We start from the raw sequence: 11049 nt of genomic DNA, 5'->3' as shown, positions 1-11049 counted from the left end.
CCCGCGACTAGCGCGAGCTTTGTAATCTTCCATTGAACCATTGGATATTTTCTATTGTGATGCTAGACCTGCGAACCTAAAGTATGCAACAATTGCTGACAGGATAAAAACTACAATCAACATTGGGAGCATTTTGTATTCTTTCTTCCTGACGTGAACAACCATACCTGCTAACATGATTGAGCAAAAGGCTGCCGCTGCCATAGGTGTCATAATTGGTGCAATGCCTGAAAGCCATGGGACTATAATGCCGATACATCCTAATAATTCCAGAACCCCTAAAATTCGAATTGGTATTATAGACCTGCTCGGTTTCAAATGTCCGTCTGCGATGTGCTTTTCTTTACTTCCTGCAATTTTTCCATAACCAGGCAAAATAAAAAATGTAGAGAGAAGCCCCTGTATTATCCACAAAATTATATTCATCTTTTCATTATGAAGTTAAAAATAAGCTATTGAAAGCGTTGATTGATGAGCACAATAAAATGTCCGGAAGACTTCCAGGTTGTCTCATCGAAAGATTCTACTAAATAAAACCTTCTTTATTCTTAACTTCTGATTAACCCTTTCTAGGCTGATCTAACCAAAGATTGACATCTTCCATTCTATGGAGCAATTTGTGATAAATAGGCAAATATAATAAATAACTATGCGACCAAGAGTATCGCAAAACAACAGATTTAAATTATTTCTGACCTCTTTGCGGGAAAAGACTATAACGATGAAGGTTGGTACAATCCGATTCGGATTTTCATATTTTAGTAAAAGCTGAGTACCCTGAAATCGGGGCTATACCAAAGGGACTCAACTAAAAAGAAAACCCCGCGCCAAGCGCGAGGTTTGAAATCTTCCAGTGATCCCCTTGGGACTATATCAATGCCTTATAAATCGCGGCCTTTCGGGGTTTTAAAAGTTTGTGTAATCTTTTTTGTCACCTCCCGGAATAGCTTATTTTGATCAGGTTTGCAAGAACTTCTTATCTATACAAAGGTACGAAAAGGCTTGCTAAATCAATACAAATCAGCTTAAAATATATTGGAACTATAACCATGAAGTATATACGCTTCATATCAACCTGGAACCTGTACCATCATTATATAAGAAACTGTGATACCAAACCTTCCTCTATTCCTATAAACCTGCAAAATTCCGCCACCGTTACCAAATCTCCCCTCCTCTTACCATTGGCTTTGCGGATCTCCTGGAACATCTTCCTGGCGGTACGTTCACTCCTACCCGTAATATTTCGGATGTCTTTTGCATAAATCACTATGCGATGTGGTACCAATATGTGCAAATTCGGCATAATCGGAATGGAATTTTTTTTGGTTTAAGATGCCTGCTTAGTTTCGTGTGGTTAAATGCAAATTTACTGCATCCTGCGCAGATGTAAACCTAATGGGGCTGGCTATGTAAAAGTTTACTATCTAAAATTGTTTTCAATGGCAAGACAAAGCGGAATAATCCCTTTAAAAGGAATGATTGGCAATATCACCTTTTATAAATCAAAGGCCGGTAACCTGGCACGTGAAAAAGGCGGTGTTGATGCTAACCGTATTGCAACAGATCCGGCGTTTATCCGCACGCGTGAAAACGGAGCTGAGTTTGGCCGGGCAGGTGAGGCCGGTAAATTACTGCGCACGGCGTTTCGTGCATTACTTTTAAATATTGGTGATAGCTACATGTCTTCCCGGCTGGGCCGTGAAATGATGAAAGTCATCCAGGCAGATACTACCAATGTAAGAGGACAACGCAACGTCATTTACCACAGCTATAGATCGTGTTGCAGGAACGCTCAGCGTTGACATTCCGGCCTTTATTCCAATTAACATGGTAGCAAGCCCTGCTGGCGCCACGCACTTCAAAATCTTAGTGGCTGCGGCAGAAATAGATTTTGAAACTGAAACTTTCGTAAATGGGAATGCTGCAAGCGTTGAAATCGCCATAGATGCCACTGAAACGGAAGACATGAACCTTATCCAATGTAGCAGTTAACAACTGAATGTGCATAAAATTATTTCCTTTGCTAAAGATTTTAGTTTAAACTTGTCAAAACTTGACAAGTAATGGCAAACCAGTTCGGCACTAAGATCAGGCAGCTCCGCCAAGACGGCAGGCTTTTGCAAAAGCAAGTGGCTGACCGACTACATATCGACCCGCCGATGTTAAGTAAGATCGAAAGCGGTGACCGCAAGGCTAAAAAAGAGCAGGTTAACCTGTTCGCCCTGGCGCTGAAAGCGGACGGTGAAGAATTGCTGACCCTATGGCTGGCGGATCATTTGCTGGATGTGGTGGCAGGTGAACAACTGGGTCTTAAAGCGATCACGCTGGCAGGTGCGCAGATTAAGAATCATTTAAAAGATAATTTAACGCTGGCAAATGGCTTATAACGTTACCCATACCAAAGAAGAAAGTCGTTTGCAATTGGAACAGATAGTGGGAGTGTTTGCTGCCCAGTATGACGTATACAGTAAAAACACTTATAATGAAGCGCAGTTGCGCGTTGATTTTATCAGCCCGCTGCTGAAGACATTCGGCTGGGATATTGATAACGAATCTGCCCAAACGCAATTCCTGCGTGATGTCATCCAGGAAGAGGCTATCGAAGTGGCCGAAGCCGATGTACTGGCCAAAAAGAATCCGGACTATACGCTGCGAGTGCAGGGTGCGCGGAAATTTTTCGTGGAAGCCAAAAAAGTAGCGGTCGATATCGAGCGCTCGGCCAGGTCGGCTTTCCAAGCTCGGCGGTATGGCTGGAGTGCGAACTTAGGCGTCACGGTCTTAACCAATTTTGACAAACTGGTGGTTTATGATTGCCGCCACCAGCCCCACAGCACGGATGAACCTTCTGTAGCGCGCTACCGGGTTTTCCGATATACAGATTTCGTGGCGAACTTTGATGCGCTATATGACCTGCTTTCCTTTAGTTCGGTTTCAGCCGGTTATTTAGATGAGTACTTTTCATTAAGTGTGCCGGAACTCAGCACCTTTGATGAAGTGTTCCTGGGCCAGATCGAAAGATGGCGCTTACTGCTTGCAGGAAACATCATCACTAGTAACCCCGAGCTGGACGAGGAAACGGTTAATATCCTGGTGCAGCGTTTGCTGAACCGGATCGTATTCCTACGTATTTGCGAAGACCGCGATATTGAAAAATACGAGACTTTAAAAAAGGTAAAGAACTATGACGAGCTGAAAGCGGTTTTTTTGAGTTCTGATCAAAAATATAATTCCGGCCTATTCGATTTCATCGACGACCAGCTCTCTTTGCATATCAACCTGGATGCAGCTATCTTGGTGGGAATCTTTAACGAACTCTATTACCCGGAAAGCCCTTATGATTTCTCCGTGGTGGATCCGGCCATACTCGGGCAGATCTATGAACGCTACTTGGGTAGCCGGATTTCGGTTACCGCACCAGGTCAGGTCACGCTGGTGGAAGAGCCGGAAGTAGCGGCATCCAGCGGTGTGGTGCCGACACCCAAACTGGTGGTGCGGCAGTTGATCCGTGAAACCTTGGAACCCTTGTTTGAAGGCAAAACACTGGCCGAAATAGTGCATCTGAAGGTCGCTGACATCTGCTGCGGCTCGGGTACCTTCCTGGTCGCGCTTTATGATTACTTGCTGGAAAAGATCACGCTGGCCTTAATCGCCGCATGCAACCCTGACCCTGAACTTTTAGCTTTAGACAAAACAGGCTCTTACAGCCTGACTTTAAAAGGGAGGCACGCGGTGCTACTTAACCATATTTACGGCGTGGATATCAACCCCTACGCGGTTGAAGTAACCAAGTTTAGCCTGTTCCTGAAGTTATTAGAGCAGGAGAATTCCGGGTCGGTGAATCACTTTTTAGCCCACCATGGTAAAAAGGTGCTGCCTTCGCTGGACGGCCATATCAAAACAGGTAACTCGCTGGTAGATGATAGCTATTTTACTTTCGACCTCACCGCCATTAACAATAATGACCTGCTATATAAGGTCAAGCCCTTTAACTGGTCAACGGAATTTCCTTTCTTAGCTGGATCAGGCGGCTTCGACGCGATCATTGGCAACCCACCTTATGTCCGTATCCAACATATGGTGAAATACCTTGCAGAAGAAATCAAGTTCTACCAACACGCTGTGGCGGGCTATACGGTTGCCCAGTCGGATACTTTTGATAAATACTATTTGTTTATCCAGCGGGCAGTACAACTGCTGCTGCCTTCCGGGCGATTGGGTTATATCGTGCCCAATAAATTCTTTATCGTAAAGGGAGGCCGTGCGCTGCGCCGTTTTATTACAGGCACCAGCGAACTGGCTAAGATCATCCACTTTGGGGTAACGCAAGTTTTCCCGCAGCGCAGCACTTATACCGCGATCATTGTTTTGGGGCCGACTGGCAATGATCAGTTTGAGTTTAAGCGGGTTAAACACATGGCGAAGGAACTATATTCCGGCCAGGCTGCTTATCAAACTTATGAAAAAGGGGATTTCAGGGAAGAACCCTGGATCTTCCTGGCAGAGGAAACCCAGGAGGTCTTTAATAAACTATATGCGGCCGGTACCGCGCCACTGAACAGCGTGGCGGAGATCACTGTGGGGCTACAGACCAGCGCCGACAAGATCTATATCTTCCAGCCAATTGCAGAAACTGCGGCAACCTACAGTTTCCGGAAAGGCGGCGTTGATTATGAAGTAGAAAAAGCGATCTGTAAACCCTGTCTTTACGATTTGAGTTTTGAGCTGTTCGACACTGTACAGGGGAATGCCCAGATGATCTTTCCCTATATAATTACGGACAAGGCGGAAGTATTCAGCGAAGCTTATTTCCAAGCCAATTACCCGCTGGCCTGGGCTTACCTTTCCTTGCATAAGACGGCATTGGAAAAAAGAAGCATCAATGGTTCTAAAGACCCGAAGTGGTACCAGTTCGGGCGTTCACAAAGCCTTACCAAATTTCATGCGAACGATAAGCTGATCTGGCCAGTGTTATCAAAAGAAGCCAGTTATGTGTTTGATGAGGCGAACATCCAGTTCACCGGTGGCGGTAACGGTCCTTATTATTCCCTATTGAGCAGCACAGGCTACTCGCCATTATATTTCCTGGCGATATTGGCTCATCCTTTATTCGAAGGCATGATCAAGTCGGGTGCGAGTGAATTCCGGGGTGCTTATTATTCGCATGGTAAGCAGTTTATGGAGCGCCTGCCTATTCGCACGATAAATTTCGCAGACGCAGTGGAACTCAAACTGCATGATGACTTGGTAGCGATGGTCAAACAAGTAATCAGCACGAAAAAGAGTTACCAGGATATGCATAACCCAGCCAGGAAAGTAGTGTTGCGGCGAAAGCTGGAGTTTTTGGAAACAGGCCTCCTGGAACAGGTCAATCAATTGTACGGGATCACGGCAGCTGATATCAACACAGCACTTAGTGACCAGATTTTTATAACAGATTTTGAAGAATAACGCGATGAAACCCATCATGGTAGAAGATATTGATTCCCGTAAGCTGCGCGGCGGCTATTATACGCCCCAGCCGATCGCTGATTTTATTTGTAAATGGGCTATCACAGAACCGGCTGTGCGTGTTTTGGAGCCCAGCTGTGGTGACGGCAATTTCGTGGAGGCCGTTATCCAAAGGTTATTGGAGATCGGTGTACCGGAAAATGAATTGTTTGGACGGATTAAGGGAGTAGAATTATTAGCCGTGGAAGCGCAGAAGTCTAAGGCACGTGCCGCTAATTATGGACTAAATTCAACAACGATCACCAATGCGGATTTCTTTAGCTTTTTGGCAGCCAACCCGGCCGAACGGTTTGACGTTGTAGTAGGCAACCCACCTTTTATCCGTTACCAGAATTTTCCTGAAGAACACCGCAGCCTGGCGATACAGATGATGCAGGAAATGGGCCTGAACCCAAATAAGCTGACGAATATCTGGGTGCCGTTCCTGGTTCTATCGGCGGGCCGTTTAAATCCCGGTGGGAAATTAGGCATGGTGATCCCGGCTGAGCTTTTCCAGGTGAAATACGCGGCTGAGACGCGTGTTTTCCTGTCGCGTTTCTTTGAAAGAGTAACCATTGTGACTTTTAAGAAATTGGTGTTTAAAGATATTCAACAGGAGGTCGTACTGCTGCTTTGCGAAAAGGAAGTGGCGGGTGCTAAGGGAATACGTGTGGTTGAGGTTACTTCGATGGAAGAACTGGAAACCTTGGATATAGCGGCGGTTCAAAATGGCGACGTTAAAGTACTGGAACACGATACGGAGAAATGGACGAAATACTTTTTAGACGAAGCTGAGATCCATTTGCTGAGGCGGTTCAAAACCGACCCGCGCATCCAATTGGCGGGTGAATTAATGATTACAAACGTTGGCCTGGTGACAGGGATCAACGAATTCTTTATGATCACGCAGCAAACTGCCGAACAATGGGGCATCCTGCCTTATACCAAAAGAGTAGTCAGTCGTTCGGCGCATTTCCGCGGTATTAAATTTACGGAACAGGATTTCCTGGAAAATGCGGCCGCGGAAATAGACAGTTTTTTATTCCTGCCGCCGGATGAAGATTTCGATAAACTGCCACCGGCCTGCCAGGCTTATATCCGTTACGGAGAATCCAAGGGTTATCATAAAGGTTATAAATGCAGGATCAGGAAACGCTGGTATATTACGCCCTCGGTTTATGAACCAGGAGGTTTTGCCTTGAGGCAGGTGGGCGATTACCCTAAGCTGATCGTTAATGAGACCAATGCCTCGTCCACAGATACGATCCACCGTCTGCGCTTCCGGCCGGAGGTTGATTCAAAAAAGGTGGTCTTATCATTTTTAAATTCCCTGACCTTCGCTTTTTCGGAGATCACCGGGCGTAGCTATGGCGGGGGGGTGCTTACTTTTGAACCCACGGAGATCGGGGAAATTCCTTTACCCCTGTTGACCCATGACCGTGTTGATTTCGAGCAGGTCGATGCCTTGATCCGAGAGCGGCGAATTATGGAGGTGATGAATCTGATAGACCGGGAATTATTGATTAAACAGTTGAAGTTTACAACTGCCGAAGTAAAGCAATTCCGTAGCATTTGGAAAAAACTTTCTGGGCGGAGACTGAACCGGAAATAAATGATTATTGTCTTGTAGTCCAAATGGTGATAACCATTACTGTTGTCACCATTTGAGAAGTTTGGGGTTTATTCGAGTTACTTAATTTATTAATAAATTGATTTTTGTTTAAATTGTTCATAATGCCAATTCCGGATTACCAAACTATAATGCTTCCTTTACTACAACTCATTTCTGATAATCAGGAGCATAACTTAAAGGACCTCATCGAAATGCTTTCAAAAGACTTTCAACTTACCGAGGAAGAAAGAGCCGAACTATTACCAAGTGGTCAATCGTTCGTATTTAGTAATCGCGTCGGTTGGGCACGAACCTATCTAAAAAAGGCAGGGTTATTAAGTTCGCCTAAAAGAGGATGTCTCCAGATTACAGATAGAGGGCATTTGGTTTTGAAACGTAAACCCTCTAAGATTGATCTTCATTTATTAAAAGAATTCCCTGAATTTATTGAGTTTCAGAATCTGAAAAAAGAAGATGAAACAACGCTTGCAAAAGAAGAAAATAATATCGAGTCAATAAGTAGACAAACGCCACAGGAGTTAATTGATAGTGCATATCAAAGTATACGAGCCTCTCTTGCACAAGAATTACTAGAGAGAATAAAAGGTTTAACGCCTATTTTCTTTGAAAAACTTGTTCTTGATCTACTATTAAAAATGGGATATGGGGGTAGTATTAAGGATGCGGGTAAATCAACTAAATTAACTAACGATGAAGGTATAGATGGCATAATTAAGGAAGACAAATTGGGATTGGATTTCATTTATATTCAAGCAAAACGATGGACTGACACTTCGGTTGGGCGTCCAGATATACAATCTTTTGTCGGTGCTTTAGATGGGCAAAGAGCAAGTAAAGGAATCTTTATAACAACATCTACTTTCGCAAACACGGCGCGAGAATATGTTAAAACAATTTCAAAAAAGGTTATACTTATTGATGGTCAAGAACTTTCTGAATATATGATAGATTATGGTTTGGGAGTTTCTACAATTCAAACTTTTGAGATCAAAAGAATTGATAGTGATTATTTCGACGAATGATGTCAACCTTCGAGAGCTATTATCCTGGAGTCTTTTCGTGAGGGTCATATGATCAAAGAAGTCCTCCGCAAACGCATACTCAATTCTTTCCAGCGGGATATCCGGCATCTTAAATACTGCTTTCAGGAAAGCAATCTGTTTATCTTTCGTAGTGCACCACTTATTCAACGTGCCTGCTGACCGTTTTTCTTTTCTACTTTTTCTTTGAATTTTTCGTTGTGGTTGCCTTGCCGCCGGGATTGTTGTTGTCCTTCCTCAACCAGAATGAAATTGATAACTCTTGACTTACTTTCATGTTCTTTGTGGGTTTAGGTTAATGCCTTTGGTGTTGTTTGGTGTTAAATGTTTTGGTTTGAAGTCCTAAAACCCTGATCAGTGTAGCATTACAGAGAGAAAGGTTACACTAAATTTAAGTATTGCAGGTGTAACCTTTTATGTTACCATTCACCTTCGTTTTGAATGATAAACCTTTGTAGCCGGAAAACAGAAAAGCCGCGTAAATCGTGCGATTTATGCGGCTTTGATACTGTTTGTATTCTTTGTTGTGATCCCCTTGGGACTCGAACCCAAGACCCATACATTAAAAGTGTATTGCTCTACCAACTGAGCTAGGGAATCGTTTCATTTAATGGGAGTGCAAAAGTAGGAATTAATTTAAAACTTCCAAATAATTCTTAAAAAAAATGCTAACCCCCATGCATACACGTACATCAAATCCCTATCTTTATACCTATGGCAACTCCTAAAGAACTACCCGAACTTTTCTTCGAAACCCAGCAGCAGTGGGAGAAATGGCTCGCAAAGAATCATGCCCAGGAAGATGGCGTATGGCTGCGCATGTATAAAAAAGATACCAAAATCCCTTCTATTAATTATGCCCAGGCACTGGAAGAAGCGTTGTGCTACGGGTGGATCGACGGCCAGTCGAAGTCAGTTGATGAAAAATCCTTTATACAGAAATTTACGCCGCGGCGGGCTAAGAGCATCTGGTCGGAAAGGAATACAAAACATATAGAGCGCCTTACGGCGGAAGGGAAGATGAAGCCTGCAGGTATCTACCAGGTGGAGCTGGCAAAGGCCGATGGCCGCTGGGAAAAAGCCTACGCTACGCAGAGTGAGGCAACGGTGCCGGACGATTTTATGGCGGCATTAAAAAAGAATAAAAAGGCGGCGGCTTTCTTTGAAACGCTGAACAAGCAAAATAAATTCGCTATTTACTTCCGGTTACAAAACGCGAAAAAGGCAGAAACAAGGGCGAAGCGTATCGTCGATTTCATCGCAAAGCTGGAACGGCACGAAAAGTTTCACTGACCGGCCATTCCAGCTGTAAAAAAACTATATCATTCCATTACTATGCGGCAGCTTTGCGGGAATAGCCTGTGCCACCCGCCAGTGCTCGGCCAGCAATCCTTCATGTAGCCGGTATATATCGTAACAAACTACATCTGCAGTGGAACATTGCGCCATTACAAAGTTCCCCTCTCCTATGATGCGGTGAACCCTGCCGTTTTCCAGTACTGAATAACCCATATCATGTGAAAGATAACCGGGCGACAGCAGCGCGGCATCAGGCTCCCGGAGGTATTGTTCTACAATGACCTTGTTACCGGCAGTAAGATGCAGGTCAGTGATGGCAGTGGCGCCCTCCGTTATAGACGCATTTTGCGGCTGTTCCTGCGTGGCATCCCAATGCTCTGCCAACTTCCCCTCTTGGAGGCGATAAAGATCCACAACTGCCACGTTTTTGCCCATAAAAGCCACATCCATATGCAGCATTACGTAATCGCCATCCTCGATGGCACGCACTACGGGCGATTTTGCCTCTGCAGGAGCGGGTTGCTGCTTCAGGTACGCCAGCGCCTCCAGCAAACCGGCCTTGCCGTCTTTTACCATAGGACTGTGCTGGATGTAGGAATCATGAAGATAAGTATCTATTACACCGGTGTTGCGCTCCCCGATGAGGTGTTTGAATGCGGCCAGTACAATGGCCTTATTGGATATTGATGACATGTAATTACCTGGTTAAATGTGCATGTAAGCACCTGTTTGCATTAAAATAGTGTGGAAATATTAAAGAAAGGAAACCCTGTCCCTTTCCGGGGAAAACCGGTTTTTGGTAACCGGGAGGAGATATGTGGTGAAAATACTGATGCCGTAAACCTACTATTTTCCCGGCAAATCAGCTGCATTTAATTTCGACTGGATAAAAAAAAGCGCGTCCCGTGGCAGGACGCGCTTTCAAAAAGTTATCTGGATTACCCCATTGCGTTACTATAAATTCCATTGGCCTCTGCCTTTGCTTTACGCACGTAATCACGCATCGTACCGGCAGATTTCTTTACGGAATCTTTGGCGTCTTCCAGTAAATCCTGTCCCTGTTGACGTTTTCTGAGATATAAGATAACCAGGGAGGCTGCAGTACCTACAGCTGCTGCTGCAAACAATATCTTTTTCATATTTCAGTTTTTAGTCCGAAAACAGAAATCCAATAGTCATGCCAATAGCGGCACACACAACCGTTAGAAGATTTCTTTCCCAAAAGGCGTAAAGCTCAGGCTCATCAGCTTAAAATGCTGCCGGCCCCAGGGAATGCCGATAATGGTGATAGTGAGCAGCAGACCGAAAACCAGGTGTGTGAGCGCTATCCATACACCGCCGATAAGGATCCAGATAATGTTGAAGATCGTGGCCAGGCAACCCGTTTGCCCCGGCACGTCTCTCACCTGCCGGCCAAATGGAAACAAAGTAAAGAAACCAATCTTAAAACACTGCAATCCAAACGGAATACCGATAATCGTCAGGCAAAGGAGAAAACCGCTGACCATATACTGTATAAATGCAAAAAAGCCCCCGAAGATGAGCCAGATGATGTTACCAATTAAGTTCATCTTTCAAATGTAAATA

The 11049-nt window shown here is 44.6% G+C and carries 11 protein-coding genes, 1 tRNA gene and 1 pseudogene; 7 read left to right on the top strand and 6 right to left on the bottom strand.

Translation table 11 applies throughout. The annotated features are described in order from the left end of the window. Positions 1-51: 51 nt before the first annotated feature. Complete coding sequence (locus tag QFZ48_RS21465) at positions 52-426, bottom strand: DoxX family protein (RefSeq protein ID WP_429063527.1); 375 nt, start codon at positions 424-426, stop codon at positions 52-54. A 1016-nt stretch (positions 427-1442) separates the two neighbouring features. On the opposite strand from QFZ48_RS21465, the gene QFZ48_RS21460 reads away from it, so the two are divergent. From QFZ48_RS21460 to QFZ48_RS21435, 6 genes are all read left to right on the top strand, one after another. Further along, positions 1443-1805: a hypothetical protein gene (locus QFZ48_RS21460; RefSeq protein WP_429063526.1), complete on the top strand. Its 363-nt coding sequence runs from the start codon at positions 1443-1445 to the stop codon at positions 1803-1805. A 25-nt stretch (positions 1806-1830) separates the two neighbouring features. Then, positions 1831-1995 (top strand): hypothetical protein, encoded by a 165-nt coding sequence (locus tag QFZ48_RS21455; RefSeq protein WP_429063524.1) that lies wholly within the window; start codon positions 1831-1833, stop codon positions 1993-1995. 71 nt (positions 1996-2066) lie between these two features. Continuing rightward, positions 2067-2390 (top strand): helix-turn-helix domain-containing protein, encoded by a 324-nt coding sequence (locus QFZ48_RS21450; protein ID WP_429063523.1) that lies wholly within the window; start codon positions 2067-2069, stop codon positions 2388-2390. After that, complete coding sequence (locus QFZ48_RS21445) at positions 2380-5451, top strand: Eco57I restriction-modification methylase domain-containing protein (RefSeq protein ID WP_429063521.1); 3072 nt, start codon at positions 2380-2382, stop codon at positions 5449-5451. The genes QFZ48_RS21450 and QFZ48_RS21445 overlap by 11 nt, the downstream gene beginning before the upstream one ends. Next, a complete protein-coding gene (locus QFZ48_RS21440; protein WP_429063520.1) occupies positions 5441-7102 on the top strand; it encodes an Eco57I restriction-modification methylase domain-containing protein in 1662 nt (553 codons plus the stop codon). Before QFZ48_RS21445 ends, QFZ48_RS21440 begins: the two co-directional genes overlap by 11 nt. A 122-nt stretch (positions 7103-7224) precedes the next feature. Beyond that, the gene (locus QFZ48_RS21435) at positions 7225-8145 is read left to right on the top strand and encodes a restriction endonuclease (protein WP_429063518.1); all 921 of its coding nucleotides are present in this window, start codon (positions 7225-7227) and stop codon (positions 8143-8145) included. Between the two features lie 18 nt (positions 8146-8163). Here QFZ48_RS21435 and QFZ48_RS21430 read toward each other — a convergent pair. Both QFZ48_RS21430 and QFZ48_RS21425 read right to left on the bottom strand, forming a co-directional pair. Next, positions 8164-8355: pseudogene (locus QFZ48_RS21430) on the bottom strand (hypothetical protein); the annotation flags it as partial. Positions 8356-8690: 335 nt separating this feature from the next. Beyond that, positions 8691-8763, bottom strand: a tRNA-Lys gene (locus QFZ48_RS21425). A gap of 114 nt (positions 8764-8877) precedes the next feature. Between QFZ48_RS21425 and QFZ48_RS21420 the strand changes: the two genes are divergently transcribed. After that, positions 8878-9456, top strand: coding sequence for a YdeI/OmpD-associated family protein (locus tag QFZ48_RS21420; protein WP_429063516.1), 579 nt, complete (start codon positions 8878-8880; stop codon positions 9454-9456). Positions 9457-9480: 24 nt separating this feature from the next. Here the strand turns inward: QFZ48_RS21420 and QFZ48_RS21415 are convergent, their stop codons facing one another. The 3 genes from QFZ48_RS21415 to QFZ48_RS21405 form a co-directional block, all read right to left on the bottom strand. Continuing rightward, a complete protein-coding gene (locus tag QFZ48_RS21415) occupies positions 9481-10155 on the bottom strand; it encodes a nuclear transport factor 2 family protein (protein WP_429049949.1) in 675 nt (224 codons plus the stop codon). 245 nt (positions 10156-10400) lie between these two features. Beyond that, positions 10401-10601 (bottom strand): hypothetical protein, encoded by a 201-nt coding sequence (locus QFZ48_RS21410; RefSeq protein ID WP_079472574.1) that lies wholly within the window; start codon positions 10599-10601, stop codon positions 10401-10403. A 63-nt stretch (positions 10602-10664) separates the two neighbouring features. Next, entirely contained in the window at positions 10665-11033 is a 369-nt protein-coding gene (locus QFZ48_RS21405; RefSeq protein ID WP_429049951.1) for a YccF domain-containing protein, read from the bottom strand. Positions 11034-11049 lie beyond the last annotated feature (16 nt).

Origin of the sequence: Chitinophaga sp. W2I13, assembly GCF_050434005.1 — a bacterium.
Taxonomy (GTDB): domain Bacteria; phylum Bacteroidota; class Bacteroidia; order Chitinophagales; family Chitinophagaceae; genus Chitinophaga.
The sequence above is the reverse complement of the archived record's forward strand: the minus strand, read 5'-3'. Positions and strand labels throughout refer to the sequence as shown.

What these genes read in the sequence shown, in the direction of transcription:
- QFZ48_RS21465 (WP_429063527.1), bottom strand. Translation starts at nt 426, where the DNA reads ATGAATATAATTTTGTGGATAATACAGGGGCTTCTCTCTACATTTTTT.
- QFZ48_RS21455 (WP_429063524.1), top strand. Translation starts at nt 1,831, where the DNA reads ATGGTAGCAAGCCCTGCTGGCGCCACGCACTTCAAAATCTTAGTGGCT.
- QFZ48_RS21415 (WP_429049949.1), bottom strand. Translation starts at nt 10,155, where the DNA reads ATGTCATCAATATCCAATAAGGCCATTGTACTGGCCGCATTCAAACAC.
- QFZ48_RS21435 (WP_429063518.1), top strand. Translation starts at nt 7,225, where the DNA reads ATGCCAATTCCGGATTACCAAACTATAATGCTTCCTTTACTACAACTC.
- QFZ48_RS21445 (WP_429063521.1), top strand. Translation starts at nt 2,380, where the DNA reads ATGGCTTATAACGTTACCCATACCAAAGAAGAAAGTCGTTTGCAATTG.
- QFZ48_RS21410 (WP_079472574.1), bottom strand. Translation starts at nt 10,601, where the DNA reads ATGAAAAAGATATTGTTTGCAGCAGCAGCTGTAGGTACTGCAGCCTCC.
- QFZ48_RS21450 (WP_429063523.1), top strand. Translation starts at nt 2,067, where the DNA reads ATGGCAAACCAGTTCGGCACTAAGATCAGGCAGCTCCGCCAAGACGGC.
- QFZ48_RS21460 (WP_429063526.1), top strand. Translation starts at nt 1,443, where the DNA reads ATGGCAAGACAAAGCGGAATAATCCCTTTAAAAGGAATGATTGGCAAT.
- QFZ48_RS21420 (WP_429063516.1), top strand. Translation starts at nt 8,878, where the DNA reads ATGGCAACTCCTAAAGAACTACCCGAACTTTTCTTCGAAACCCAGCAG.
- QFZ48_RS21405 (WP_429049951.1), bottom strand. Translation starts at nt 11,033, where the DNA reads ATGAACTTAATTGGTAACATCATCTGGCTCATCTTCGGGGGCTTTTTT.